Origin of the sequence: Microbacterium flavum (assembly GCF_018717645.1) — a bacterium.
GTDB lineage: Bacteria > Actinomycetota > Actinomycetes > Actinomycetales > Microbacteriaceae > Microbacterium > Microbacterium flavum.
On the sequence record NZ_JAFLHG010000003.1, the window covers coordinates 214,756 to 240,425 of the forward strand.

28 protein-coding genes and 1 tRNA gene are annotated in these 25,670 nt (G+C 71.2%); 20 read left to right on the forward strand and 9 right to left on the reverse strand.

Annotated elements, in window-relative coordinates:
- Nucleotides 1-27: 27 nt before the first annotated feature.
- Genes J0P97_RS04715 through J0P97_RS04725 form a run of 3 tightly spaced genes read right to left on the reverse strand, consistent with a single transcriptional unit; the run spans nucleotide 28 to nucleotide 1,865 of the window.
- Nucleotides 28-237, reverse strand: coding sequence for a hypothetical protein (locus J0P97_RS04715; RefSeq protein WP_215486613.1), 210 nt, complete (start codon nucleotides 235-237; stop codon nucleotides 28-30).
- A 4-nt stretch (nucleotides 238-241) separates the two neighbouring features.
- The gene (locus J0P97_RS04720; protein WP_215486614.1) at nucleotides 242-1,123 is read right to left on the reverse strand and encodes a hypothetical protein; all 882 of its coding nucleotides are present in this window, start codon (nucleotides 1,121-1,123) and stop codon (nucleotides 242-244) included.
- 49 nt (nucleotides 1,124-1,172) lie between these two features.
- Nucleotides 1,173-1,865, reverse strand: a complete 693-nt coding sequence (locus tag J0P97_RS04725) for a phosphocholine cytidylyltransferase family protein (protein WP_215486615.1) — start codon at nucleotides 1,863-1,865, stop codon at nucleotides 1,173-1,175.
- 198 nt (nucleotides 1,866-2,063) lie between these two features.
- Between J0P97_RS04725 and J0P97_RS04730 the strand changes: the two genes are divergently transcribed.
- From J0P97_RS04730 to J0P97_RS04740, 3 genes are read left to right on the forward strand one after another with little or no spacing between them, the layout of a single operon-like run.
- Nucleotides 2,064-3,563 carry an ATP-binding cassette domain-containing protein gene (locus J0P97_RS04730; RefSeq protein ID WP_308163427.1) on the forward strand — a complete coding sequence of 500 codons (1,500 nt, stop codon included), beginning with the start codon at nucleotides 2,064-2,066 and terminating at the stop codon, nucleotides 3,561-3,563.
- On the forward strand, nucleotides 3,539-5,095 hold the full coding sequence (locus J0P97_RS04735; RefSeq protein WP_215486616.1) for a hypothetical protein: 1,557 nt from the start codon (nucleotides 3,539-3,541) through the stop codon (nucleotides 5,093-5,095). Before J0P97_RS04730 ends, J0P97_RS04735 begins: the two co-directional genes overlap by 25 nt.
- Nucleotides 5,096-5,147: 52 nt before the next feature.
- Nucleotides 5,148-5,414: a DUF3039 domain-containing protein gene (locus tag J0P97_RS04740; RefSeq protein WP_215486617.1), complete on the forward strand. Its 267-nt coding sequence runs from the start codon at nucleotides 5,148-5,150 to the stop codon at nucleotides 5,412-5,414.
- Nucleotides 5,415-5,426: 12 nt separating this feature from the next.
- Here the strand turns inward: J0P97_RS04740 and J0P97_RS04745 are convergent, their stop codons facing one another.
- A complete protein-coding gene (locus tag J0P97_RS04745; protein WP_215486618.1) occupies nucleotides 5,427-6,791 on the reverse strand; it encodes a nicotinate phosphoribosyltransferase in 1,365 nt (454 codons plus the stop codon).
- Between the two features lie 38 nt (nucleotides 6,792-6,829).
- Between J0P97_RS04745 and murI the strand changes: the two genes are divergently transcribed.
- From murI to J0P97_RS04770, 5 genes are all read left to right on the forward strand, one after another.
- Nucleotides 6,830-7,657: a glutamate racemase gene (murI, locus tag J0P97_RS04750; protein WP_215486619.1), complete on the forward strand. Its 828-nt coding sequence runs from the start codon at nucleotides 6,830-6,832 to the stop codon at nucleotides 7,655-7,657.
- A complete protein-coding gene (gene rph / locus J0P97_RS04755; RefSeq protein WP_215486620.1) occupies nucleotides 7,654-8,388 on the forward strand; it encodes a ribonuclease PH in 735 nt (244 codons plus the stop codon). The genes murI and rph overlap by 4 nt, the downstream gene beginning before the upstream one ends.
- Nucleotides 8,389-8,429: 41 nt before the next feature.
- Complete coding sequence (gene rdgB / locus J0P97_RS04760; RefSeq protein ID WP_215486621.1) at nucleotides 8,430-9,062, forward strand: RdgB/HAM1 family non-canonical purine NTP pyrophosphatase; 633 nt, start codon at nucleotides 8,430-8,432, stop codon at nucleotides 9,060-9,062.
- Nucleotides 9,063-9,153: 91 nt separating this feature from the next.
- Nucleotides 9,154-10,077 carry a cation diffusion facilitator family transporter gene (locus J0P97_RS04765; protein WP_215486622.1) on the forward strand — a complete coding sequence of 308 codons (924 nt, stop codon included), beginning with the start codon at nucleotides 9,154-9,156 and terminating at the stop codon, nucleotides 10,075-10,077.
- 53 nt (nucleotides 10,078-10,130) lie between these two features.
- Nucleotides 10,131-10,922 carry a spermidine/putrescine ABC transporter permease gene (locus J0P97_RS04770; RefSeq protein ID WP_246539775.1) on the forward strand — a complete coding sequence of 264 codons (792 nt, stop codon included), beginning with the start codon at nucleotides 10,131-10,133 and terminating at the stop codon, nucleotides 10,920-10,922.
- Here the strand turns inward: J0P97_RS04770 and J0P97_RS04775 are convergent.
- Complete coding sequence (locus J0P97_RS04775) at nucleotides 10,873-13,245, reverse strand: ATP-dependent DNA ligase (RefSeq protein WP_215486624.1); 2,373 nt, start codon at nucleotides 13,243-13,245, stop codon at nucleotides 10,873-10,875. The two genes, J0P97_RS04770 and J0P97_RS04775, sit on opposite strands and share 50 nt — an antisense overlap.
- Nucleotides 13,246-13,290: 45 nt before the next feature.
- Between J0P97_RS04775 and ku the strand changes: the two genes are divergently transcribed.
- The gene (gene ku / locus J0P97_RS04780; protein ID WP_215486625.1) at nucleotides 13,291-14,100 is read left to right on the forward strand and encodes a non-homologous end joining protein Ku; all 810 of its coding nucleotides are present in this window, start codon (nucleotides 13,291-13,293) and stop codon (nucleotides 14,098-14,100) included.
- Nucleotides 14,101-14,122: 22 nt separating this feature from the next.
- Here ku and J0P97_RS04785 read toward each other — a convergent pair whose 3' ends face one another.
- The 3 genes from J0P97_RS04785 to J0P97_RS04795 form a co-directional block, all read right to left on the reverse strand.
- Nucleotides 14,123-14,842 carry a DedA family protein gene (locus J0P97_RS04785; RefSeq protein ID WP_215486626.1) on the reverse strand — a complete coding sequence of 240 codons (720 nt, stop codon included), beginning with the start codon at nucleotides 14,840-14,842 and terminating at the stop codon, nucleotides 14,123-14,125.
- A gap of 98 nt (nucleotides 14,843-14,940) precedes the next feature.
- Nucleotides 14,941-15,022 (reverse strand) — tRNA-Leu (locus J0P97_RS04790).
- 7 nt (nucleotides 15,023-15,029) lie between these two features.
- Nucleotides 15,030-15,872, reverse strand: coding sequence for a formate/nitrite transporter family protein (locus J0P97_RS04795; protein WP_215486627.1), 843 nt, complete (start codon nucleotides 15,870-15,872; stop codon nucleotides 15,030-15,032).
- Nucleotides 15,873-16,021: 149 nt separating this feature from the next.
- Here J0P97_RS04795 and J0P97_RS04800 point away from each other — a divergent pair, with 149 nt between their 5' ends.
- The 7 genes from J0P97_RS04800 (at nucleotide 16,022) to J0P97_RS04830 (ending at nucleotide 20,492) form a co-directional block, all read left to right on the forward strand.
- Entirely contained in the window at nucleotides 16,022-17,212 is a 1,191-nt protein-coding gene (locus tag J0P97_RS04800) for a TadA family conjugal transfer-associated ATPase (RefSeq protein WP_215486628.1), read from the forward strand.
- Complete coding sequence (locus J0P97_RS04805) at nucleotides 17,209-18,066, forward strand: type II secretion system F family protein (RefSeq protein ID WP_215486629.1); 858 nt, start codon at nucleotides 17,209-17,211, stop codon at nucleotides 18,064-18,066. The genes J0P97_RS04800 and J0P97_RS04805 overlap by 4 nt, the downstream gene beginning before the upstream one ends.
- The gene (locus tag J0P97_RS04810; protein ID WP_215486630.1) at nucleotides 18,063-18,992 is read left to right on the forward strand and encodes a type II secretion system F family protein; all 930 of its coding nucleotides are present in this window, start codon (nucleotides 18,063-18,065) and stop codon (nucleotides 18,990-18,992) included. The genes J0P97_RS04805 and J0P97_RS04810 overlap by 4 nt, the downstream gene beginning before the upstream one ends.
- 26 nt (nucleotides 18,993-19,018) lie before the next feature.
- On the forward strand, nucleotides 19,019-19,210 hold the full coding sequence (locus J0P97_RS04815) for a hypothetical protein (protein ID WP_215486631.1): 192 nt from the start codon (nucleotides 19,019-19,021) through the stop codon (nucleotides 19,208-19,210).
- A 7-nt stretch (nucleotides 19,211-19,217) separates the two neighbouring features.
- The gene (locus J0P97_RS04820) at nucleotides 19,218-19,619 is read left to right on the forward strand and encodes a TadE/TadG family type IV pilus assembly protein (protein WP_215486632.1); all 402 of its coding nucleotides are present in this window, start codon (nucleotides 19,218-19,220) and stop codon (nucleotides 19,617-19,619) included.
- Between the two features lie 61 nt (nucleotides 19,620-19,680).
- Nucleotides 19,681-20,085 (forward strand): TadE family protein, encoded by a 405-nt coding sequence (locus tag J0P97_RS04825; protein WP_308163430.1) that lies wholly within the window; start codon nucleotides 19,681-19,683, stop codon nucleotides 20,083-20,085.
- Complete coding sequence (locus J0P97_RS04830; protein ID WP_282836835.1) at nucleotides 20,082-20,492, forward strand: pilus assembly protein TadG-related protein; 411 nt, start codon at nucleotides 20,082-20,084, stop codon at nucleotides 20,490-20,492. The genes J0P97_RS04825 and J0P97_RS04830 overlap by 4 nt, the downstream gene beginning before the upstream one ends.
- Before the next feature lie 31 nt (nucleotides 20,493-20,523).
- Here J0P97_RS04830 and J0P97_RS04835 read toward each other — a convergent pair whose 3' ends face one another.
- Nucleotides 20,524-21,777, reverse strand: a complete 1,254-nt coding sequence (locus J0P97_RS04835) for an MFS transporter (protein ID WP_215486711.1) — start codon at nucleotides 21,775-21,777, stop codon at nucleotides 20,524-20,526.
- Nucleotides 21,778-21,838: 61 nt separating this feature from the next.
- Here J0P97_RS04835 and prfB point away from each other — a divergent pair, with 61 nt between their 5' ends.
- From prfB to smpB, 4 genes are all read left to right on the forward strand, one after another.
- Nucleotides 21,839-22,948 (forward strand): peptide chain release factor 2, encoded by a 1,110-nt coding sequence (prfB, locus tag J0P97_RS04840; protein ID WP_215486634.1) that lies wholly within the window; start codon nucleotides 21,839-21,841, stop codon nucleotides 22,946-22,948.
- Between the two features lie 80 nt (nucleotides 22,949-23,028).
- Nucleotides 23,029-24,111, forward strand: coding sequence for a cell division ATP-binding protein FtsE (ftsE, locus tag J0P97_RS04845; protein WP_215486635.1), 1,083 nt, complete (start codon nucleotides 23,029-23,031; stop codon nucleotides 24,109-24,111).
- Nucleotides 24,108-25,022 carry a permease-like cell division protein FtsX gene (ftsX, locus tag J0P97_RS04850; RefSeq protein WP_215486636.1) on the forward strand — a complete coding sequence of 305 codons (915 nt, stop codon included), beginning with the start codon at nucleotides 24,108-24,110 and terminating at the stop codon, nucleotides 25,020-25,022. Before ftsE ends, ftsX begins: the two co-directional genes overlap by 4 nt.
- A 50-nt stretch (nucleotides 25,023-25,072) precedes the next feature.
- The gene (smpB, locus tag J0P97_RS04855; protein WP_215486637.1) at nucleotides 25,073-25,549 is read left to right on the forward strand and encodes an SsrA-binding protein SmpB; all 477 of its coding nucleotides are present in this window, start codon (nucleotides 25,073-25,075) and stop codon (nucleotides 25,547-25,549) included.
- Nucleotides 25,550-25,670 lie beyond the last annotated feature (121 nt).

The window sequence follows — 25,670 nt, forward strand, 5'->3', positions numbered from 1 at the left end:
GCCCGACCCGCGCCGTCTCCCGCGCGGTCAGTCGCCGTCGCCGTCGCCGTCCGCGTCGACCGCGACCTCGGCGATCGTCGCGGCGGGCACGCCGAAGGCGATGTCGATCGACGAGACGGTGGCGAGGTCGCCCAGGGGAGGTGGAAGGACCTCTCCGGGGACGCGCGCCTCCCACGGCTCGGCGGGGAGACCGGCCCATTCGGTCGGCTCTTCGGGGCGGCTCTGGAAGATTCCCATGCGCTTATTCTGCGCGCCCTCGCGGGGAGCGCACCACGGCCCCGGCGATGCGCTTGGTGCCCGCCCCGATGGACGCGCCCGTGCGGCGGACGACGCCGAACGCCGACGACTCCAATCGTGACGCGCCCGGGCGCGGTTCGAGCTCCGGCGGGTAGATCGTCGGGGGGACGCCGAAGGCGCGTCGCGAGCCGACCACGACCCGTCGCCCGAGAAGGTGGTTGCCGGTGCCGCCGACGGCCGCACCGATGCCGAACGGGAGCGCCTTGCCGAGCACGGATGCGCTCCCGCGCGTCGCGAACTGTCGGATGAACGCCGACTTCAGCCGATCGACGAGCGGCCCGACGGCGGCGCGGGGGAGCGATTTCGTGATGAGCTCGCCCCAATACGTCGAGCGTGCGGCACCGGTGCCGGCGAGCTGCTGACCGAGCTGCCCGACGAGGTCGACGCCCTCCTTGCCGAGCATGAGGGTCAGAACGAGGGCGCGAGCGCGGTCGGGGTTCTCCACGGGGATGCCGTGGAGCTCGGCCAGGGACTGCGCGAACAGTGCGGTGGCATCCAGGAACCCGATCGTCTCGACGCCCGACAGCGCGAGGGTCACCCCGGTGCCGATCCCCGGGACGACCGCGGTCGCGCCGACGGCCGCGCCACCGGTGGTCACGGCCGTGAGGTAGCGCCGCTCGAGCATGCGGACGATCTCCGGCGTCGTGGCGTCGGGATGCCGCAGGCGGATGCTGCGCAGGTGCGCCACGACGGCGGGGCGCTGGATGCGCAGGACGCCGTCGAGGGCTCGGATCACGTGCGGATGCTCCGGGGAGCCCTGCGGGGGCAGCCCGCCGTCCCAGGGGGCGTCGTCGGGCATGGAATGGATGCGGTGGACCTTTGCCATGTCACCCACGATCGTAAGCGCCCCGGCGGCGGGAGGGCGCGGCGGCGCGTCAGACGAACTGGTTCGCCCGCTCGAGGTCTTCGGCGAAGTCGACCTCGACGGCGTAGAGGTCGGAGATGTCCAGCGGCTCCAGGAGGAGGCCGTTCTCCGCGATCGCGAGCTCGAGGCCGCGCTCGAAGTAGTCCTGGTCGGCGACCCGGCCGAGCTGCGCGATGAGCGCCCGCTTGTCGCGGCTCGAGATGTAGTTGATGCCGACGGCCTCGCCGATGCCCGCGGCGACGGTCTTGGAGAGCTCCTTGATGTAGCCCTCCGCCGTCACGGTGTACTTGACCTCTTCGTCGCTGACGCGGGCGGTGTTGACCGCGACGAACGACCGGTCGTCCTCGACCAGCTCGATCGCCCGTCCGAGGACGCGCGGGTCGAAGACGACGTCGCCGTTCATCCACAGCACGCCGCCCTTGCCGGTCGCCTTGAGGGCGCGCAGGAGGCTCTTGGACGTGTTGGTCTGGTCGTAGCGATCGTTGTGGACGTAGTCGACGTCGGGGAACGCGTCGATGACGGTCTCCGCGCGATAGCCGACCACGGTCGTGATCCGTGCGTCGCTGCCGAAGGCGGCGCGGATGTTGTCGTGCTGCTGCTGCATGATGCTGCGACCGTCACTCAGTTCGGTCAGCGGCTTCGGGAGGCTCCGGCCGAGGCGGGATCCCATGCCGGCGGCGAGGATGACGGTCTGAAGAGTCAAAGTAGGTGCTCCTGAAGGTTCTGTTCACTGTCTGTTCGACGTGGGGACACTCCTTCGTGCCGCCCGCCATGGTATCGAAGGCGCCTGGGAGAGCGCAGGAAGTGGCCGGTCCGTTGCCTTTTCGTGATGTTTGCGCTAGCGCCGTCACGGGGTGGAACACGCCCCGCACAGCCGGTTCTCGCTTGCTAGGTTGGTCGAGTGAACGCCTCCCTGCCGCTCCCCGAGAACGACGCCGGCGAGCACGCGTTCCCGGCGCCCCCGCTCCCCGCCCTGAGCGCTGCGGATGCCGCAGCCGCGACACCGATCGCCGCCCCGAGACCCGTGCGGAAGCCGCGCACACGGCCGGGCGCGGTGGCGCGCACGCGCCCCGTCGCGACGCCCCCCGTCACGCCGCCGCCACCCCCGACCGTCTCCGCGGCAGAGGCCGCGGCGCGCCTCGCGAACCCCGGTTCCGAGACCGCGACGGAGGCTGCGCCCGAGCCGAAGATCGAGGTTGACGTCGCCCCCGGTCCCGCCGCCGAGGCAGGGGAGCGGGAAGCCGCCGGGCAGGCGCCCGCGACGAAGCCGAGACCGAAGCGCGCGCCGAAGGCGAGGCCGAAGCCCGTCGTCGAGCCCGAACCCGAGATCCAGGCTGCGGCGGTGGCCGAACCCGAGGTCGAGACCTTCGCCGATTCGGAGCCGGTCGAACCTGAGCCCGAGCTTGTGGTGGAGCCCGAGCTATTGGTGGAGCCTGAGCCTGAGCCTGAGCCTGAGCCTGAGCCTGAGCCTGAGCCTGAGCCTGAGCCTGAGCCTGAGCCTGAGCCTGAGCCTGTGGTGGAGCCCGAGCCCGCACCCGCGGCTGAGCCCGAGCCCGAGCTCGCTGTGGCTGCCGAGGAGGACCCGGATTCCGCGCTGTCGGCGCGTGCGGACATCGGTCTGGACATCGACGTCGACACGGCTGTCCCCGCGCTGCGCCTGCGCGGGATCACGAAGACGTTCGGGCAGACGCGCGCCGTCGACGACGTCGATCTGACGATCCCGGCAGGCACGTTCTACGGAATCGTCGGCCCGAACGGGGCCGGAAAGACCACGACCCTGTCGATCGTCGCGGGCCTGCTGCGCGCGGACGCGGGCAGCGTCGAGGTCGCCGGTGTCGACCTTTCCGCGGACCCCGCGCGTGCGAAGCGCCAGATGGGCATCCTCCCCGATCGCCTGCGCACCTTCGACCGGCTCACCGGCCGTCAGCTGCTGCACTACTACGGCGTGCTGCGCGGGCTCGCGTCATCCGTCGTCGAGTCGCGCACCGCCGACCTCGCCCGTGCCTTCGACCTGTCCGACGCGCTGAGCCGGAAGGTCTCGGACTACTCGACGGGCATGACGAAGAAGCTCATGCTCGCGGGCGCCATGATCCATTCGCCGCGCCTGCTCGTGCTCGACGAGCCCTTCGAATCGGTCGATCCCGTGTCGTCCGCCGTCATCCTCGACATCCTCTCCGCCTACGTCGCGCACGGGGGCACCGTGATCCTCTCCAGCCACGGGATGGACCTCATCGAGCGCGTCTGCGACGGCGTCGCCGTGATCGTCGCGGGCCAGGTGCTCGCCGAGGGCTCGGTCGCCGAGGTGCGGGGCGACCTCACACTCGAGCAGCGCTTCCTCGAACTCGCCGGCGGACCCACCGACGTGGAGGGGCTGGAGTGGTTGCACACGTTCTCCGACTGAGGATCGACCTGCTCATCGGCGCGTTCCGCGGCGATGCGCGACACGTCCTCACCCGCGTCGCGGGGCTCGGACTCCTGGTCGCGGCGCTCGTCGCCATCTTCTTCGGCGCGGCCCGATTGCATCACGCGGATGCCGCGACCGCGCAGGCGGTCACGGTGGTGGTCGGCTCGGCCCTCGCGCTCGGCTTCTTCCTGGGCGCGCTCGTGGGCGGGTTCGACGATCAGCTCGATCCGCGCCGGTTCGCCGTCTTCGGGACCTCGCCGATGCGTGTCGCCGGGGCGACCTTCCTCGCCGGCGTGCTGAGCGTTCCCGTCCTCGGGGTCATCGCGGTCGCGGTCGCGATCGGCGGGCTGTGGCGGGCGCAGGGCGCACCGCTGCCGATCGTCGTCCTCGCGGCGGTGCTGGCTGTTCTCACCTGCATGCTCCTGGCGAAGATCGGGCTCGCGATCGGCGGCCTCCTTCTGCGCGAACGCCGCTCGCGGGAGCTCAGCGGACTGTTCCTCGTGATGATCGTCGTCGTGGCGGTGCCCGTCGCGATCTTCTTTGTCTCGCTCGAATGGGACGGTGCGGTGCCGTCGGCTCTCGCCGAAGCCGTGCGCGTCCTCTCCCTCACACCGCTCGGGGCCGCGTGGGCGATCCCCGGAGGCGCCGTGGCGGGGTCGTCCACGGCGCAGATCGTCGTCGCCGTCCTCACCGTTCTTCTGCTGGGCGCGGCGTGGGTGGCTCTCGTCCGACTCCTGCTGACGACGACGGAGCGCCCGGGAGCAGGGCGGGAACGCGCGGGCCTCGGCTGGTTCGCGCTCACTCCCAGCACACCCGGCGGGGGGATCGCCGCACGCAGCCTCCTCTACTGGCTGCGGGACCCGCGGTACATCGTCAACCTCGTCGTCGTCCCGGTCGGCGCGACGCTCGCGATCGCGCCGCTCCTGCTGGTCGGCGTGCCCATCGAGTACGTCGCGCTCGTGCCCGCCCCGCTCATGGCCCTCTTCTTCGGATGGCTGGCGCACAACGACCTCGCCTACGATTCGACGGCATTGTGGATGCATGTGGCCTCGGCCGTGCGGGGGGCCTCCGACCGGGCGGGGCGGCTCGTGCCGGTCGCTCTCGTGGCCCTCGCCGCCCTCGCGGTGTCGATCCCGCTCCTGGTCTCCCTCCACGGTCGGTGGGTGGTCCTCCCCGCGATGGTCGGCGTGTGCGCGAGCCTCTTCCTGTGCGGGCTGGGCTTGTCCTCGGTGTCGTCGGTGGTCGCGCCGTACGCGGTCTCGCGGCCGGGGGACAGCCCCTTCCAGCAGCCGCAGCGTTCCGGCGGCGGACTGTCTCAGGGGGTCGTCCTGCTCGGTGCGATCGTGTTCAGCGCCCCGGCGCTGTGGCTCGGGTGGCTCACGTTGACCTCGGACGCCGCGCTGGCGTGGGCGACGCTGTGGACGGGCGTCGGCATCGGACTTCTCGTACTCCTCGCCGGCATCCTCACGGGCGGCGCCGTCTTCTCCCGTCGTGGGGGGCGTCTGATGGAGTTCGTCGAGTCCACCTGACGGGCCCGCCTCCCCGCCCCGACCTCCAGGCCACGCCCTAGACTCGGATGTCATGAGCACTCCGGTGGAAGGCCCCGATCAGGGCGGCACGCTGACACTCGACCGCGAACTCGAAGAGCTCCTGCGCGAGGAGAACATCGAGCCCGGTGATCATGAGCGCTTCTCGCACTACGTGAAGAAGGACAAGATCGTCGAGTCGGCCATCACCGGCAAGCCGGTGCGCGCGCTGTGCGGCAAGAAGTGGACGCCGGGTCGCGACCCGGAGAAGTTCCCCGTCTGCCCCACGTGCAAGGAGATCTACGAGTCGCTGATCAGCTGAGCGCTCAGTGCCTCACCGCGCGGCGTCGACGTAGACGGTCGGCAGTGCGGGGTCCGACCGGCTCAGCGCCAGCGCCGTGATGGGCAGCTCCTCGCGCACGCGGGCGTGGTGCGCGCGGGCCTGGGCGACTCCGGCCGGTCCCGCGAAGGCGGGGTCCGCCTCGCCGTGATCGACGAGCGTCACCTGCAGGGGACGTGCGTCCGGGTGCTCGGCGGGGGTGTCGATGCTCTCGAAGCCGTCGGAGACGGCGATCAGCTCGCTCGTGGCGGTCCCGTGCTCGAGGGTGCGGAAGGCGGCCTTGCGCCCGCCCGTGGACGCCTTGTCCGTCGACGCCTTCGCGACCGCGACCCAGCCTCCCGCGGCATCCTGACGCGCCACGAGCTTGTAGACCATGCCGGCGGTGGGAGCGCCCGAACCGGTGACGACGGACGTGCCGACCCCGTAGGCGTCGACGGGAGATGCCGCGAGCGCGGCGATCGCGAACTCGTCGAGGTCGCTCGTGACGGTGATCCGTGTGCCGGTCGCGCCGAGCCGGTCGAGCTGCGCGCGGACCTCGGCCGCGACCGTCGGGAGGTCGCCGGAGTCGATCCGGACCCCGCCGAGCGACGTGCCCGCGACGCGCACCGCGGTCTCGACGCCGGTGCGGATGTCGTACGTGTCGATGAGCAGGGTGGTCTGGGCGCCGAGCGCCTCGACCTGGCTCCGGAACGCCTCCTCCTCCGTATCGTGCAGAAGGGTCCACGCGTGCGCGGCGGTGCCCATCGTGGGGATGCCCCAGGTGCGTCCCGCCTCGAGGTTGCTCGTCGCGCCGAACCCCGCGATGTAGGCCGCACGGGCCGCCGCGACCGCCGAGTGCTCGGCCGCCCGGCGCGACCCCATCTCGGAGAGCGGGCGGTCGCCCGCGGCGATGCTCATACGCGCGGCCGCGTTGGCGATGGCCGAGTCGTGGTTGAGGATCGACAGCGCGATCGTCTCGAGGATGACCGCCTCGGCGAAGGACCCCTCGACCGTGAGGATCGGCGATCCGGGGAAGTACAGCTCGCCTTCGCGGTAGCCGCGGATCGTGCCGGCGAAACGGTATCCCTCGAGGAAGGAGAGCGTCTGGGCGCTGACGACGCCGTTGTCGCGGAGGTAGCGCAGCTCGTCGTCGCCGAAGCGGAAGTCGCGGAGCGCCTCCAGGAGGCGTCCCGTTCCTGCGACGACGCCGAAGCGGCGCGCCCCGGGGAGACGCCGGCCGAACAGCTCGAAGACGCACGGCCGGTCCGCCGTCCCGTCGCGCAGAGCGGCATCGATCATCGTCAGCTCGTAGCGGTCGGTCAGGAGTGCGGTGGACGGTCCCTGAGCCTGTCCCGGTCCCTGAGCCTGTCGAAGGGTCATGCGGTCACTCTATCGACGGCCGGGTAGGCTGGTCGATCGTGGACGACGCGCCGATCGGGATCTTCGACTCCGGAGTCGGCGGGCTCACGGTGGCGCGTGCGGTCTCGCAGCTCCTGCCTCGAGAATCGGTGCTCTACATCGGCGACACGGCGCATTCGCCGTACGGTCCCAAGCCGATCGCGGACGTCCGCCGCTACGGCCTTGAGGTCCTCGACACGCTCGTCGATCAGGGCGTGAAGATGCTCGTGATCGCCTGCAACACGGCATCCGCCGCGATGCTGCGCGACGCGCGCGAGCGTTACGACGTCCCGGTCGTTGAGGTCATCGGGCCCGCCGTCCGCACCGCGATCTCCACGACCCGCAACCGCCGCGTCGGCGTCATCGGCACCGACGGGACGATCGGCTCGGGCGTCTACCAGGACATGCTCGGGGTCAACGCGGACCTGACCGTGGTGGCGCAGGCGTGTCCGCGGTTCGTGGAGTTCGTCGAGGCCGGCGTCACCGATTCGCCCGAGGTGCTGGAAGTCGCGGAGCAGTATCTCGCGCCGCTGCGCCACGCGGGGGTGGACACCCTCGTCCTCGGCTGCACCCATTACCCGTTCCTCGAGGGCGCGATCAGCTACGTCATGGGGGAGGGTGTCTCGCTGGTCTCCAGTGACACCGAGACCGCCAAGGACGTCTACCGGCAGCTCGTCTCGCGCGACCTGCTCGCGGGGCCGGGCGCCGTGGCATCCCACGTCTACGAGGCGACCGGCGACTCCGCCGATGACTTCATCCGACTCGCCGATCGGCTGATGGGGCGCGGCGTCTCCGCCGTCCGCCTCGTGCAGACCGGCGCCATCGACCTTCCGAGGGGAATCCTGTGACCGACATCACCCGCGCCGACGGGCGCTCCACCAGTCAGCTCCGTCCCGTGACCATCGAGCGGGGCTGGAGCGCCCACGCGGAAGGCTCCGCGCTGATCTCCTTCGGGGGCACGAAGGTGCTCTGCACCGCGTCCTTCACGGGCGGTGTGCCGCGGTGGCTCACCGGCAAGGGCAAGGGATGGGTGACCGCGGAGTACGCGATGCTGCCGCGCGCGACGAACAGTCGCAACGACCGCGAATCGATCAAGGGGAAGGTCGGCGGCCGCACGCACGAGATCTCACGCCTGATCGGGCGGGCCCTGCGCGCCGTCGTGGACACGAAGGCTCTCGGCGAGAACACGATCGTCATCGACTGCGACGTGCTGCAGGCCGACGGCGGCACGCGCACCGCTGCGATCACGGGCGCCTACGTCGCCCTCGCGGACGCCATCGAGTGGGGCCGCGCCAAGGGGCTGGTGAAGAAGAACGCGTCCGTGCTGGTCGACTCGGTCGCCGCGATCTCGGTCGGGATCATCGACGGGGAGCCGATGCTCGATCTCGCCTACGTCGAGGATGTCCGCGCCGAGACGGACATGAACGTCGTGGTCACCGGCCGCGGCCTCTTCGTCGAGGTGCAGGGCACGGCGGAGGGGGCACCGTTCGACAAGCGCGAGCTCGATGCGCTGCTGGAGCTCGGCGTCGCCGGCTGCGCTGACCTCCGCACGGCCCAGCTCGCCGCTCTGGATTCCTGATCCCCGGCGTCCGGACTGCGCCTGAGCACCGATCTCCCGACATGACGAACCAGAACTCCTCAGACCCGTCGTCCGATCGCCGGAGAGTGGTCCTCGCGACCCACAATCCGCACAAGGTGGAGGAGTTCGGTCAGATCGTCGCCACCGTCCGACCGGACCTGGAGGTCGTCGGGTACGACGGTCCGGAGCCCGTCGAGGACGGCACCACCTTCGCGGCGAACGCCCTGATCAAGGCCCGCGCCGCGGCGGCGCACACGGGTCTTCCCGCCCTCGCCGACGACTCCGGCATCTGCGTCGACGTCCTCGGCGGCGCCCCGGGGGTGTTCTCGGCGTACTGGGCCGGGCACCGCAAGGATGCCGCCGCGAACCTGGAGCTCCTGCTCGACCAGCTCTCCGACATCGCCGATCCGCATCGCACCGCCCACTTCACCTCGACGATCGCCCTCGTGATCCCCGGCGGCGCGGAGCATGTCGTCGAGGGACTCTGGCCCGGGCGCTTGGCCGGCGCCGCGGCCGGCGGGGGCGGCTTCGGCTACGACCCGATCTTCATCCCCGACGGCCAGTCGCCGGGGGCGGAGCGGACGGCGGGGGAGTTGACCGCGGATGAGAAGAACGCGGATTCGCACCGGGCGCGGGCGTTCCGCGCCCTCGCCCCGCTCCTCGGCGCCCTCTGACGCGTCGCGGCCGTCGAAGCTGAGAATCACACTCATTCCCGACTGGGCGGGGGCCTCCCCTCGAGGCGGCGGAGGGGCATAGCCTCGATGCATGCACGATCATGCGCACGGCGGCGCCGGGGTCTCCGGGGTTCGCGGGCAGGCCAATCACCGCCTGCTCGCGATCTCGCTGACGCTGACGACGCTCGTCATGATCGTCCAGATCGTCGGGGCGGTCCTCACCGGCTCCCTGGCGCTCCTCGCCGACGCGGCGCACATGTTCGCGGATGCCTCGGCGCTCGTCATCGCGCTCATCGCGAGTCTGGTCGCGGCGCGACCCGCTGACGCGCGCAACACGTACGGCTACCAGCGCGCCGAGGTGTTCGGGGCTCTCATCAACGCCGTCCTGCTGATCGTCCTGTGCGTCTGGATCGCAGTCGAGGCCGTGGGACGGCTTCTGCACCCGGCGGATGTCGAGGTGTCGGGCGGGCTCATGCTCGTCGTGGCGATCGTCGGCCTCGTCGCCAATGCGATCTCGATGTGGCTGCTCTCGGCCGCGCAGCGGACCTCGATCAACGTGCGCGGCGCCTACCTCGAAGTCCTCGGAGACCTCATCGGCTCGGCCGTGGTCATCGTCGCCGCGATCGTCATCTGGACGACGGGATGGATGCCGGCTGACGCCGTGGCATCCCTCGTGATCGCGGTCATGATCGTGCCGCGTGCGATTTCGCTCCTGCGCGAAGTGTTCGCGGTGCTGGGGGAGCGCGTCCCCGAGGGCACCGATGTCGCGACGATCCGGGCGCACCTCCTCGACGCCGACGGGGTGGTCGACGCCCACGACATCCACGTGTGGCAGCTCACCCGCGGCGCCCCCGTCTTCACGGCGCACGTCGTCGTCGAACCCGAGGTCCTCGCGGACGGCCGCTCGGCCGCGCTCCTCTCGCGCCTCCAGACGTGCCTCGCGGACCACTTCGATGTCGAGCACTCCACGTTTCAGTTCGAGCCGACGGGACACCGCGAGCGCGACCTCCACTGACGGGAGCGACGGACCTGGCCACTGACCGGGCGAGGTGTGCGACGATGCAGAGGATGACTGCAGCCCCGGACGAGCTCGCACTGCTGCGCGGTCGCGCATACGGCCCGAACGCCGATATCCACGACGATCCGCGGGCCCTGGCGCGGCTGCGGCACCTCGAGGACGAGGAGCGCCGCGCGGCATCCCACGCAGACGCTCCGGTGGAGGTGAGCGACGAGGAAGAAGACGGGACCGGCCCGAACGCCCCGACAGCCGCCGCCCCCGCCGCCGCCGACGTCGCGGCCGACACCACCGCTCCCCGCCGTCCGCCGCGCCGGATTCCGCGCGCATGGCTGATCGTCTGGGCGGCATCGGTCCTCGTCGTTGCCGTCTCCGTCGGGGCGCTCGTCTTCTCGCTGGCGTCCATTCGCCCCGTCTCCGAAGTGACCGGCGCGACCCAGGTCGCCACCCTCGACCAGCCGCTCGACACGACGGGCCTCGACTGGTTCCCCGAGTGGTTCGGGCCGCAGAGCGAGGTCGTGTCCTACGAGTATCTGGGCCTCGTCGTCATGCGGCTCCCCGCGGGGATGTACGCGTCCGAGGTCGAATGCATCAACGTGGCGATCATCTCCCGCTTCACGAACAACGGCTCGTCGGTCGGGTACGACGGCCCGACCTACTACGGCTGCGGCGCGGGACCTTTCCCTCCCACGGCGCCGATGGTCGTCGACGAACGGGCGCCCGACGAGCTGCGCGCCCGGTTCCCCGACGGCACGGCGCTGAGCTTCGTCTTCGACGGGGAGCGCGTCGGCGTGTTCATGGGCGAGCCGACTCCCACGCCGACGCCGACACCTGCGCCGGCGTGACATCCTCCCGCCGGCCGCGCCAGCGCGCGTGGCGGAGGGTCCCCGAGGGGGTGAACTCGGCGAACTCGACCTCGCCGACGAGGTCCGGGCGGACCCAGAGGGCGTCCGATGCGTCGGCATCCGGGACGCCGACGAAGGGGTTCTCCTCGGTGCGGAGGGGTTCGAGCACCGCGGCGAGGCGGGCGAGCTCCCGCTCGCTGAAGCCGGATCCGACGCGGCCGACGTAGCGGAGGCCCGCGGCGGTCGGGATGCCGACCAGGAGCGAGCCGATGGAGCCGGTGCGCCCGCCGCGGCCCGGACGGATCCCGCCGATGACGACGTCCTGCGTCGCGGTGAGCTTGACCTTGAGCCACTCCTCGGACCGGGTTCCGCGCCGGTACGGGGAGCGCGGATCCTTGACGACGACGCCCTCCAGCTGCAGGTCGGATGCCGCCGAGAGTGCGACACGGACGTCGTCCGCGACCGGGGGGAGGACGAGAGGGGCGGTCGCCTGCGCCAACAGATGCTCGAGGATCGCGCGCCGCTCCCGCAGGGGCAGAGCAGTGAGGTCCTCCTCGCCCGCGCGCAGGACGTCGAAGAGGAGGAATTGGACCGGTGTGCGCGCGCTCTCCTGCGCGATCTCGGCGGGCTTCGTCAGGTGCATCCGCGCCTGCAGACGCGTGAAGCTCGGGCGACCGGCGGCATCCATCGCCACGATCTCCCCGTCGAGGACGGCAGGCTCGGCGCCGAGAGCCCCCGCGGCGGCGGTCAGCTCCGGATACCGCGCGGTGATGTCGGTGCCGCTTCTGGCTCGGAGGATCAGGTGCGCACCGTCCCAGGTGCCGATCGCGCGGATGCCGTCCCACTTGAACTCGACCCAGGGATCGCCCCACCGGGTGGCGGCGGCGCTTGCGAGGGCGGGCGTCGACGGCGTCGCGAGCATCGGTGCGTCAGGCGCGCGCCGTTCTCCCGCACGCGACATCCGATGCAGGAGCCACTGCGACTTCTCTCCGGCGCCGGAGGTGCGGATGAGCGCGAAACGGGCGGTTCCGAGCGGGCCGCCGGGCCTCCCGGACGCGGTGAAGATGATCTCGTCGTCGCGCCACTTCTCGGCCGTGTAGACCCCGGTGTCCCAGATCGTCATCGTCCCCGCCCCGTACTGACCGGCGGGGATGGTCCCCGCGAAGTCGAGATAGCGGAGCGGATGCGGCTCGGTCATCACGGCGAGATGGTTGCGCTCGCCGTCGCCGGGAAGGCCGCGCGGGACGGCCCAGCTCTCCAGCACGCCGTCCCGCTCCAGGCGCAGGTCGAAGTGCAGTCGGCGCGCATGGTGCTCCTGGACGACGAAGCGGGCCTGCCCGCTCCTGCCGTCATCCGTCGCCTCAGCCGCGTCCGGGAACGGCTCCGGCGTCGCCCCGACCGTCCGCTTCGCGACGTAGGGGCGCAGCGCGTCGGCGGCACCCGGAGCCAGCGCGCTCAGCAGGTCGCCGTCGTGTTCGAGGCGCTCGAGCACCTCGTCGAAGCGCAGTTGGCGGAGGCCCAGGAGCTCGAGCTCCGCCCACGTGCGCGGCGCGGCGACGGTGGGCTCGGCGCGGCCGCGCAGCGAGTACGGCGCGATGGTGGTCTTCGCGCCGTTGTTCTGGCTCCAGTCCACGAACACGCGCCCGGGGCGCGCGGTCTTCGCCATCGCGCTCACGACGAGGTCGGGGTGGTCGGCTTCGAGCGCACGCGCGAGCTCGTGGGCGAAGGCGGAGATCTCCTCGCTGGTGCGTGCCCCGTCGAGCCGCGCGTAGAGGTGGATGCCCTTCGACCCGCTCGTCACCGGCAAGGGGTCCAGGCCGATGTCGCCGAGGATGTCGCGGGCCCACCGCGCGACCTCCGCGCACTCGGCGAGGCCGACGCCCGGGCCGGGGTCGAGGTCCAGCACGAGCCGGTCCGGGCGGCCCCGCCCGCCGCCGTCGAACCGCCACTGCGGTGTGTGCAGCTCGAGACTCGCGACCTGGGCGAGGTAGACGAGCCCGGCACGGTCGTCGAGCACCGGGTAGTCCTTCGCGCCGGACGAGTGATCGATCGCGTGGCGCGCGAGCCACTCCGGCGCCCCGGCCTCCAGAGCCTTCGCGAAGAAGCGCTCTCCGCCGGTGCCGTCCGGCCACCGGATGCGGGTCACCGGGCGCCCCCGCACGTGCGGCAGGAGCGCGGGCGCGACGCGCGAGTAGTAGTCGATCACCTCGCCCTTCGTGGTGCCGGTGTCCGGATACATCACCTTGTCGAGGTTCGTCAGGCGCAGGCGCCGCCCGTCGACATCGACGAGGTCCCCTCTGGGTCCGGTCCCGGGCGCGGCCATGGCGCAAGGCTAGCGTCACGGGTGTGACCGGTGTTCACTGGGGGGATGAGAGCGATCTGGAAGGGCGCGCTGACCTTCGGCCTTGTGAACGTGCCGGTGAAGGTCTACTCGGCGATCGAGGACCACGACGTCCCGCTGCACCAGGTGCACGCGGCGGACGGGGGCCGCATCCGCTATCAGCGCATCTGCGAGCTGGACGGCGAGGTCGTGCCGTACGCCGACATCGACAAAGCCTTCGATGACGGGGAGCGGACGGTCGTCCTCACCGCCGAGGATCTCGCCGCTCTCCCCGCGGAGAGGTCGCGGGAGATCGAGGTGGTGGAGTTCGTCCCGAGTGACCAGATCGACCTGATGACCCTCGACAAGCCGTATTTCCTCGAGCCCGACTCGTCCTCACCGAAGGCGTATGTGCTGCTGCGCAAGACGCTCGAGCAGACCGAGCGCACCGCGATCGTGCGGTTCTCGCTGCGCCAGAAGACGCGTTTGGCGGCGCTCCGGGTGCGAGGGGACGTGCTCGTGCTCCAGACGCTCCTGTGGGCGGACGAGGTGCGCGTGGCGAGCTTCCCCGCGCTCGACGAGCCGGTGAAGATCTCCGCGAAGGAGCTGGAGCTGTCGGCATCCCTCGTCGAGCAGTTCTCGAGCGACTTCGAGCCGGACGAGTTCGTGGACGAGTATCAGCAGGAGCTGCGGACGCTCATCGACGCGAAGCTCGAGAAGGGCGATGCGCTCGACACCGCGGAGACGTTCGGCGAGAAGACCGAGCAGGATGCCGGCGGCGAGGTCATCGATCTGATGGCCGCCCTCAAGGCGAGCGTCGAGAAGGCGCGCGAGGCTCGCGCCGGCAAGGCATCCTGACCGGCTTCAGGCGTCGCCGGGCTCAGCTCTCGTCGACGGGCAGCGGCTCGATCGTCTCGGCGGGCAGTCCCGCCGCCTGCTCCTTCTTGACCTTGCGGCGCTCGGAGACGTAGTGCCACAGCGTCACGAGGGCGGTGCCGCCGACCGCGGCGAGCAGGATCAGGTCGATGTACGACTCGACGAAGTGTGCGACCGGCGGGATGAACCCGATGAGGTAGCCGAACATCGTGAGACCGAAACCCCACAGCAGGGCGCCGATGAGGTTGTAGAGCGAGTACCTCCGCCACGGCATGTGGCCGACACCCGCGGCGACGGGGGCGAAGGTGCGGACGATCGGGACGAAGCGGGCGAGGATCACCGTGAGGCCGCCGTATTTCGTGAAGAACGCGTTGGTGCGGTCGACGTTCTTCCGGCTGAACAGACCCGATTCCTTGCGCTCGAAGACCGCGGGGCCGCCCTTGTGGCCGATGAGGTAGCCGACTTCACCGCCGACGAACGCCGCCAGGCCGATCAGGAGCGCCACGATCCAGATGTTGACGCCGAACACACCGTTCGGGAAGTCGGGGGTCGAGTGCGAGAGCAGCCCCGAGATCACGAGCAGGGTGTCGCCGGGGAGAAGGAACCCGATGAGCAGGCCCGTCTCGGCAAACACGATGAAGCAGACGACCAGGAGGGCCCAGGGCCCGGCGCCCCCGATGATCGATGCCGGATCCAGCCAGGGGATGAGGGCGAGAGAGTGCAACGAGGTTCCCGTCGGTCGATGAGTGGGCGGGGATGCAGGCCGAGGCCCACGGCGAGACTGCTGGGGAGAGCGTAACGCGCGAGCGCCTACTCACCCTGTGCGGAAGGTGGGACTTGAACCCACACGCCCGAAGGCACAGGAACCTAAATCCTGCGTGTCTGCCGATTTCACCACTCCCGCGCGGGGGTCAGTCTATCGGGGCGGGCTCCCGGGCCTCCGCGCGGGACGGGGCCTCGGCGGGGGTGCTGCGCGGGATGCGCGGCGAGCCGCCGAGCACCCAGTACCCGAGCCCGATGATGAGCGCGCCGCCGACGAGGTTGCCGAGTCCGACCCACAGCAGATTGCCGCCGAAGAGGGCCCATGTCGCATTCGGGTCGCCGGTGAGCAGTCCGATGCCGTAGGTCGTCATGTTGGCGACGACGTGTTCGAAGCCGGAGGAGATGAAGGCGAGGATCGCCGCGAAGATGAGCATGATCTTCGCGACATCCGAGCGCACACGCGCGGCCATCCAGATCGCGAGGCAGACGAGGACGTTGCAGAGGATCCCGCGCACGACCATCTCGATCGGCCCTTCGTGCGCCTTCGCGGCCAGCATGTCGGAGAGCATGGCTCCGCCGGCGGCGTTCGCGCGCAGGACCCCGGAGGCCACGATGAGCCCGGCGAAGACGAGCGCCCCGACGAGGTTCGCCGCGAAGGTCGCGAGGATCGTCGCTGCGGCGCGCCAGGGGCCGACGGTGCGCATGAGCGCACCCTGCGGGAGGACCATCATGGCGCTCGTCACGAGGTCGGCCCCCGCGAAGACCACAAGGGTCAGCGCCACGCCGAAGACGAGGCCGCTCACGAGCTTCGCGAGGCCGTCGCCCGCCGCGACGAGGGGGCCGGCGGTGGACACCATCAGAACGACGCCGATGCCGATGTAGCCGCCCGCCAGCATGCCCGAGAGGAGGAATCGACCGCGGGAGCGCAGGCCGTCCGCTTTGTGGACGGCGGCATCCGCCTGCACGGAGAGGGTCTCCGGAATGGTCAGCATGCAATCGATTGTCCCTGTGGTCAGACCACATGTCAAGGAGGGGTGGTCTCGCCGATCCGCTGCTCGGAGAGCTCGGCGACGTGTCGCTCGTTGGGATCCGCTGTGGATAACTCCCGCGGGAGGCCGGCGGATCTTGTGAGGATGCCGGGATGACGATCGCCGCCCCGTTCACCCCGGCATCCGCCGTGCCCGCGGTGGCGGCGGTCGCCGAGCGCGTGCGCGACCGGCTGAGAGAGGAACAGTCCGATCCGCTGCGCGATCCGGGCCGGGTGCAGGTCATCGCACTCGCCGAGGTACGGCGCCACAACGACTTCGCGCTGGCCCGCGGACTCGAGCCGATCGACGACGAGGGGGCGTGCGTCCGGGATGTGCTCGCCCGGGTCACCGGCTACGGGCCGCTGCAGGCGCTGCTGGATGACCCCGAGGTCGAGGAGATCTGGATCAACGACCCCGCCACGATCTTCGCCGCCCGCGCCGGACGGAGCGAGCGCGTCCCGATCCGCCTGACCGATGACGCCGTCCGCGACCTCGTCGAGCGGATGCTGCACGCGACCGGCCGGCGGGTGGATCTGAGCCAGCCCTTCGTCGATGCCTCGCTCCCCGACGGATCCCGGCTCCACGTGGTGATCCCGGACATCACCAGGACGCACTACGCGGTGAACATCCGGAAGTTCCTCGCGACGCACCGGACGCTCCCCGACCTCGTCGCGGCCGGGGCCCTTCCCGATCACCTCGCCGCCCTCCTGCGTGCGGCGATGGCGGACGGTCGGAGCATCCTGGTCTCGGGTGCCACCCATGCCGGCAAGACCACGCTGCTGGCCGCGCTCCTGGCGTCGTGCCCCGCCGAGCACCGCATCGTGACCGTGGAGGAGACGTTCGAGCTCGCGGTCGTGGCGCCGGACGCGGTCGCCCTCCAGGGACGTCAGCCGAGCCTCGAGGGGACGGGCGCGGTGAGCCTGCGTCGCCTCGTCAAAGAGGCGCTGCGCATGCGGCCGGATCGCCTGGTCGTGGGGGAGGTGCGTGATGCGGAGGCGCTCGACCTGCTCCTGGCGCTCAACACCGGCGTGCCGGGCGCCGCAACCATCCACGCGAACTCCGCGGCCGATGCGCTGCGCCGGCTCGCCTCCCTGCCCCTGCTGGCCGGGCGGAACATCGACGCCGGGTTCGTCGTCCCCGCCATCGCCGCGGGGGTCGATCTCGTCGTGCACTGCCGTCGCGGGTCCGACGGTCACCGCCGCGTGGACGAGGTCGTCGAGGTCACCGGTGAGGTGATCGACGGCGTCGTGGAGATCCGTACCCACTACCGCGCCGCCTCCGCCGAGCGGCGGGCGGCGTCATGACCGTCATCTGGGGTGCGGTGCTCGCCGCGGGGCTGCTGCTCGTCGCCTCCCCCTGGCTCTGGCCTCCCCGCGCCGAGGCCGCACGCCCGACGCGGGACGGTCGCATCGCGCGGCTCCTGCAGGAGGCCGGGTTCGCCCACGCGCCCGTCTCCCGCCCCGCGGCGGTCTCGGCGCTCGCCGCCGCCGTGTGCGCCGCCGCGGCGTGGCTCCTGACGGGGTTGCCGGCGGTGGCCCTGGTGGCAGCGGTCGCGGGGGCCGTCGCGCCGTTCTCGTGGTTGCGCGCCCGCGGTCGGCGGCTGCGCCGCTCCCGTCGTGCACTGTGGTCGGATGTCTGCGACCTGCTCGTCTCGGCGGTCCGCGCCGGCATGTCCCTGCCCGACGCGGTGTGCGCCCTCGCCGTCAGCGGTCCTCCGGCGCTGCGCCCCGCCTTCGAGCGGTTCGCGCAGGACATGTCCGCCTCGGGGCACTTCGACTCCAGTGTGCTCCGGCTGAAGGCGACGCTCGCCGACCCCGTCGCCGACCGGATCGTGGAGACCCTCCGGATGGCGCGGCAGGTCGGCGGGACCGAGCTCACGGCCGTGCTCCGAGCCCTGTCCTCCTCCGTCCGTGCGGACGCTGCGCTCCGTGCCGAAGTCGAGGCGCGCCAGTCGTGGGTGCGCGGCGCGGCGGTCGTCGGCGTCGTCGCCCCCTGGATCGTCCTGGCCCTGCTGTCACTGCGACCCGAGGGAGCGCGGGCCTACGCGACCGGCGCCGGGGTTGTCGTCGTGCTGGTGGGCGCGGTGGTCTCGGTGTTCGCCTATCGCCTCACCATCCGTCTCGGACGCCTCCCGGAGCCCCAGAGGTGGTTCGGATGAGCCCCCTCACCGCGGTGGCGTACGCCGTGCTCCTCGGCACGGGCCTCGCGGCGGGCGTGCTCCTCATGGTGCGGCGCGTGCCGCAGTGGGCCGCACCCTCGCTGACGCGTCGCATCGCCCCGTACGTGCGCGACATCGCCGACCCGGTCGGACTCACACCGCTCCGGCCCACCCCGTCGGGCCTCGGCTGGCGCGGCGCGCGCGACCGCGTGGCCGTCGCCTGGAGTGGCGGCGGCGGTGGTGGCGACGCTCTCGCCCGGCGCCTGCGGCAGGCGGGTCGTGCGCCCGATGTCGTCGCGTTCCGCGCGCGTCAGCTGGGCTGGGGCGTGGGCGGCGTCGTCGTGGGCGGGGCGCTCGCCGTGGCATCCACGCTGCTGGGCCGCGGAGGACCGCTGGTCGTCGCCCTGCCCCTCGTGGTGGGCGTGGCCTCGATCGTCGCGGTCGAGCAGGGTCTCGCGCGCGCTGCGCGGCGCCGATCCGCCCGGATCGAGGAGGAGCTCCCCACCGTCTTGGAGTTCCTCGGCCTGTGCCTGGCCGCCGGCGAGGGCCTGCGCGACGCGCTGCGGCGCGTGGGCGAGGTCGGCTCGGGGGCGCTGACGATCGAGCTGCGCGGCGCAGTCCTCGCCAGCGGCACCGGATCGAACCTGTCGGATGCGCTGCTGGAGGTGGCCCGCACCTGTGACGTCCCCGCGCTCTCGCGCGCCGTCGAGCACCTGGTCGCCGCGATGGATCGGGGCGCACCGCTCGCGCACGTCCTGCAGGAGCAGGCCGTCGATGCCCGCGAGGATGCCAAGCGTGCGCTCCTCGAATCGGCCGGACGCAAGGAGATCCTCATGCTCCTGCCGCTCGTCTTCCTGATCCTCCCGCTCTCGGTGCTCTTCGCCGTGTTCCCGGGGATCGTCCTGCTCAAACTCGGATTCGGATGACCGGCGACGGTCGAAAGGAGGCGGAGATGATCCGCTCGGGATGGGGACGGCTTCGCGCGTCCTGGAAAGACACGGTCGACGACGAGCGGGGAGATGTCCCCGGCTGGGTGCTCGTCACGCTGATGACCGCCGGACTCGTGATCGCGGTGTGGGCGTTGGCGGGGCCTGCGCTCGCCGACCTCTTCAACCAGGCGATCACCCGGGTGTCGGGATTCTGAGCCGGCGATGCGCGGCCTCAGGGAGAGCCTTCGCGACGACGAGGCGGGCTCGGCGCCCGTCGAGTTCGTCCTGGTCGGCACGCTCCTGACGCTTCTCACCCTCGCCGTCGTGCAGCTCGCGCTGGCCGTCTACGTCCGCAACGTCGTGCACGACGCCGCCGTCGAGGGCGCGTACCACGGGGCGCTCGCGGACACGCGCCCCGAAGACGGCGCGAGCCGTACCGAACGGCTCATCGCCTCCGCCGTCGGGGGCGGGCTCGAGGCGGCGGTGACGGCTGCGACCGTCGACTCCGACGCGGGTCCGCAGGTCGAGGTGACGGTGCGGACGACGCTGCCCCTCATCGGTCTCCTCGGCATCCCCGCCGGATTGGAGGTGACGGCGCATGCGCCGCGTGAGAGCTTCGACTGACGCGAGAGCTTCGACTGATCTGCCGGGGGAGGCGGCACGGGGCGACGACGGGTCTGCCGCCTTGGAGTTCATCCTCGTCGGCCTCGTCCTCCTGGTTCCGATCGTGTACCTCGTGGTGGCGCTCGGAGCGATCCAGGGACAAGCCCTCGGGGTCGAGACGGGAGCGCGCCAGCTCGCGCGCACGATCGCCTCGGCGCCGGACACGGCGACCGCCGATCTGCGGGCGGACCGGGTCCTCGACGCGATCGTCCGGGAGTACGGACTGGACCGGGATACCGTCGCCGTCGACATCTCGTGCTCCTCCGCCACGTGCCCGGCGGCCGGCGCCCTCCTCACCGTCACCGTTCGCACCGAAGTCCCGCTGCCTCTCGTCCCCGCCGTCCTCGGACTCGACGACCTCGCGCGCGTTCCGGTCGAAGCGGCGTCCGTGCAGAAGGTCTCGCGCTTCTGGGGTGATGCTCCGTGAGCAGACACCCCGACGACGAAGGCTCCGTGCTGCTGCTGACCCTCGGCTACGCGATCCTCGCGATCGCCATCGTGCTCGTGTGCGTCGATGCGACGAGCCTGTACCTCGCGCAGAAGCGGGCGGATGCCGCCGCCGACGCGGCCGCGCTCGCCGGGGCGGACGGGTTCACCCTGGTCATCGACGGCGGCGCCCCGGTCGCCCAGCTGACGGATGAGCGCGTCGCCGCGCAGGCGGCGGAGCTCCTGGACGCACTCGGGACGGCCAGGCTCGTCTCTGCGTCGACCCCGGATGGGGTCTCGGCCCGCGTGAGCGTCGAAGTCGATTGGCATCCGCCGGTCTTGACGGTCTTCGTCCCCGACGGCTGGACGCTCGGAGCGACCGCGACGAGTCGGACGGCCCTCCGCTGATCGCCGTGACGAGCAGACGTGCCGGCCGCGCTCAGCGCCCGCGGGGCACGAAGCGCGGCACCCAGCGGATGAACGCCGCCGCGCCGAGCAGCCCGACGATGCCCATCGCGCCCGTCGCGAGCGATAGCGAGAACGCCGCCGACAGGCCGGAGACGAGAAGCGGCGCGAACGCGCCCCCGGCATCCGTCAGCGTCCGCCAGGAGCCGAGGAACGGCGCCGGATCGGCGACGGGCGCGACGTCCGCGCCGAGAGTCAGCAGGATGCCGCTCGACAGACCGTTGCCGACGCCGAGCACCGCGGCGAACAGCGCGAACCACATCGCCGCCTGCGGCAGATCGTGGGTGACGGAGAGCGCGAGGAACCCCGCTCCCATGAGGATCATCGCGGGCAGGGCCGCCCACAATCGCCCGAACCGGTCCATGACCTGCCCGCTCGCGTAGAAGAGCGCGAAGTCGATCGCGCCCGAGATTCCGACGACGAGCGCGATGGTCGAGGCATCCAGCCCGATCGACACACCCCAGAGCGGCAGCACGACCTGCCGCGCCGAGCGCACCGCCGACAGCGACGCGGCGGCGAGCCCGAGCCGAGAGAGCACGCCGCGATAGCGCCACATGGTGCGGAACACGCCGACGCGCTCGGCGGTCGGGATCGCCCCGGTCACCGGCTCACCGGTGTCCTCCGCGACGCGCGAGTCGCCGACCGGCGTGAGACGCGTCCGCGCCGGCGCCGCCCGAGCCTCCGGGTCGGGACCGAACATCACCAGCAGCACCGTCGCCAGCAGACACACCGCGAAGAACCAGACCGTCGCGTGCTCGTCGCCGAACACGGCGAGAAGCGCCGCGGCGATGAACGGACCGACGAACATCCCGAGGCGGAACGAACCGCCCAGCAGGGAGAGCGCCCGCGCCCGGAAGGACAGCGGAACACGCGTCGTCATGAACGAATGCCGCGCGAGCCCGAACACCGCGGCGCAGAAGCCGATGACGAAGACGGATGCCGTAAGGAGCGCCAGGTTCGGGGCGAGAGCGAGCCCCGCCACTCCGCCGAGCGCGATCACACCGCCGATCGCCATCGTCACGCGCTCACCCACGCGTGCGACCGACCATCCGGCGGGGATGTTGCCGCACAGCTGTCCGACGACCAGCGCCGAGGCGACGAGCGCCGCCGTCGGGACGTCGGCACCGAGCCGCGACGCGAAGATCGGCAGGAGCGGGATCACGGCTCCCTCGCCGAGCGCGAAGAGCACCGTGGGACCGTAGATCACCGGCGCGAGCGACCAGAGCATCCGCCGGATCGGCTCGGGGGAGGCGGCATCGGTCACGACATCCACGTTAGTCTGGAGTGTCATGCTTGATTTCGATCCTTCCGCCGACATCCAGGCGCTGCGCTCCACGTTCTCCGACATCGCGGCGGTGGTCGACGTCGAGGCGCTCCGCGCCGAGATCGACCGCCTGTCCGAAGAGGCGGGCGCCCCCGATCTGTGGGACGACGTCGAGAAGGCGCAGAAGGTCACGAGCGCCCTCAGTCACCGGCAGTCCGAGCTGAAGCGCGTCACCGACGTCGAGCAGCGCCTCGACGACCTCGACGTGCTGGTCGAGCTCGCCAACGAGATGGACGACGAGGAGACGGCCGCCGAGGCGCGCCGGGAGGTCTCCGACCTGCAGGACGTGATCGGCCAGCTCGAGGTGCAGACCCTCCTCGACGGCGAATACGACGATCGCCCCGCGGTCGTGACGATCCGCTCCGGCGCCGGCGGCGACGACGCCACCGACTTCGCGGAGATGCTGCTGCGGATGTACCTGCGCTGGGCCGAGCGGCACAAGTATTCCGTCAAGGTGATGGACACCTCCTACGCCGAAGGCGCCGGCATCAAGTCCGCGACCTTCGAGATCGACGCTCCGTACGCGTACGGCACCCTGTCGGTCGAGGCCGGGACCCATCGCCTCGCGCGGATCAGCCCCTTCGGCGGCGCCGACAAGCGCCAGACCTCGTTCGCGGCGGTCGAGGTGATCCCCGCGCTCGAAGAGGCCGTCGAGGTCGAGGTGCCCGAGAACGACATCCGGGTCGACGTCTTCCGCTCCTCCGGGCCCGGAGGCCAGTCGGTCAACACGACCGATTCCGCCGTCCGGATCACCCATCTCCCCACCGGCCTCGTCGTCTCGATGCAGAACGAGAAGAGCCAGATCCAGAACCGCGCAGCCGCCATGCGCGTGCTCCAGACGCGCCTGCTCCTCCTCAAGCGCGAGGAGGAAGCCGCGAAGAAGAAGGAACTCGCCGGCACGATCACGGCGAGCTGGGGCGACCAGATGCGCTCGTACTTCCTCTACGGTCAGCAGCTGGTGAAGGACCTCCGCACCGGCTACGAGGTCGGGAACCCTGCCGTCGTCTTCGACGGCGACCTCGACGGCCTCATCGCCGCGGGGATCCGCTGGCGCAAGCGCAAGGACGACGACTGATCCGTCGCCGCGAACGCGGTCGACACGCGGCGAGTGTCGCGCCCGGCATCCGCCGGGTCGCGACGTAGGCTCGACGGGTCATGATCCGGTTCGAGCACGTCACCAAGAAGTACCGCGGGACCAAGAAGCCCGCGATCAGCGATGTCGACTTCGAGGTGCAGCGCGGCGAGTTCGTCTTCCTCGTCGGGGCATCGGGGTCCGGCAAGTCCTCCTGCCTGCGCCTCATCCTGCGCGAGGACACCCCGAGCGACGGCCGCGTCGTCGTGCTCGGCCGCGACCTCCATACGCTGTCCACCCGCAAGGTGCCCTACTTCCGCCGGAACATCGGCGCGGTCTTCCAGGACTTCCGCCTCCTGCCGAACAAGACCGTCTTCCAGAACGTCGCGTTCACGCTGCAGGTGACCGGAGCCTCCCGGGGGTTCATCCAGCAGGCGGTTCCCGAGGCGCTCACCCTCGTCGGACTCGACGGCAAGCAGAAGCGCCTCCCGCACGAACTGTCGGGTGGTGAGCAGCAGCGCGTCGCGATCGCCCGGGCGATCGTCAACCGCCCCCAAATCCTCCTCGCGGACGAACCGACCGGAAACCTCGACCCGGCGACCTCCGTCGACATCATGCAGCTGCTCGCGCGGATCAACGAGGGCGGCACCACGGTCGTCATGGCGACGCACGAGGCCGGCTTCGTGGACCAGATGAAGCGTCGCGTGATCGAACTGCGCGACGGCGTCATGATGCGCGACGACCGCCGGGGCGGGTACGGCGACACCTCGGCGATCCCGCGCCTCGCCCCCCAGGAGGAGAAGGGCGCCGCCGCCACGGCCGCGCTCTCGGCCGTCCTCGAGCTCCAGCGCGAGATCGCGGCGTCCCCGGTCGAACCCGTGCCCTCGGCGGTGAAGGATGCCGCGGCGGAAGCCGTCTCCGCGTCCGCCGTCGCCGCCGCGGTGGCCGTCACGCCGGAGGTCGCTCCGGCCGTCGCCGCGGACATCACCGAACCGCCGGAGAGTCCGCCGCAGTCTCCGACGCACGCCGACGGCCGGCCGCCGACCCGGCCGATCCGGATCGACGCCCCGATCGTCCAGCTCGACGGGCTCGAGCTCGACGACCTCACCGTGGCCGAACGCCTCGGACTGGCATCCGACGAAGACGAAGTGGGGCCGACCTCGTGAGGGTGCGACTGATCCTCGCCGAGGCCCTGTCGGGCCTGCGGCGCAACGCCTCGATGGTGATCTCCGTCGTCCTCGTCACCTTCGTCTCGCTCACCTTCGTCGGTGCGGCGATGCTCATGCAGATGCAGATCGCGAAGATGCAGAGCTACTGGGCGGAGCGTGCGCAGGTCTCCGTCGTGATGTGTCGCGACGACTCGACGGCCACCACGTGCGTGGACGGCGCGGCCACGCCCGAGCAGATCGCGGCGGTGGACGAACGTCTGAAGAGCCCGGCCCTTGCCGACCTCATCCGAGACGTGCGCTTCGAGTCCGGTGACGAGGCCTACCAGAACCTGCTCGATCTCTACGGCGACGAGTACAAGGACTACGTGACTCCCGCACAGCTCGGCGACACGTACTGGGTGGGGCTGATCGACCCCGGGAAGTCCGATGTCATCACCGAGGCGTTCTCCGGGACGGCTGGTGTCGAGGGCGTGAAGAACCAGATGCAGTACCTCGAACCGCTCTTCTCCGCGCTCACCGTCGCGACCTATATCGCCGTCGGCGTGGCCTCCCTCATGCTCATCGCCGCCGTGCTGCTGATCGCGACGACGATCCGCCTCTCCGCCTATGCCCGACGTCGGGAGGTCGGCATCATGCGGCTCGTCGGGGCGTCCAACCGCTTCATCCAGACGCCGTTCATCCTCGAAGGCGTCTTCGCCGCCTTCATCGGATCGCTCCTGGCGGGCGGGGCGATCGTGGCGGGCGTGCATTTCGGGGTGGGCGGGTACCTCAAGGATCGGGTGACGTTCATCACCGACTGGGTGGGGATGGGGGATGCCGCCGTCGTCATCCCCGTGATCATCGTGATCGGCCTCGTGCTGGCCGCGCTCTCCGCGAGCTTCGCCATCCGTCGCTGGCTGCGCGCCTGAGCTCCGTGCTGAGGTAAGCTGACAGGCTGCTGTCAGAACGAGGAGTCACCATGCCCAGGGAACGCGGGGAGAAGGTCGTCGCGACCAACCGTCGCGCGCGCCACGAGTACGCCATCGAGAAGACCTACGAGGCGGGTCTCGTCCTCACCGGAACCGAGGTGAAGTCCCTCCGCGAAGGGCGGGCGAACCTCAGCGACGGCTACGCGTACATCGACGGCGGCCAGGCCTACCTCGACGCGGTGCACATCCCCGAGTATTCGCAGGGGCACTGGACCAACCACTCGTCCAAGCGGACTCGCAAGCTCCTCCTGCACAAGCAGGAGATCATCAAGCTCTCGCACGCGATCAGCGCGGGCGGCTACACCCTGATCCCGCTGAAGCTGTACTTCTCCGACGGCCGGGCGAAGGTGGAGATCGCTGTCGCGAAGGGCAAGCGCGAGTACGAGAAGCGCCAGACGATCCGCGAGCGCGAGGACAAGCGGGAGGCGGAGCGCGCGATGCGCGGTCGCAACCGCCTCGGCGACTGACCCTCTTCCCGCGGCGCGCGGCGTGCGGCGGGCGACGGGGCGGTCGGTCGGGATGCCCACCGCTCGGCACGAACTCCGCAGGATGAGGCGTAGTCCGCATCCCCGGGAGCGATCTGGTGCG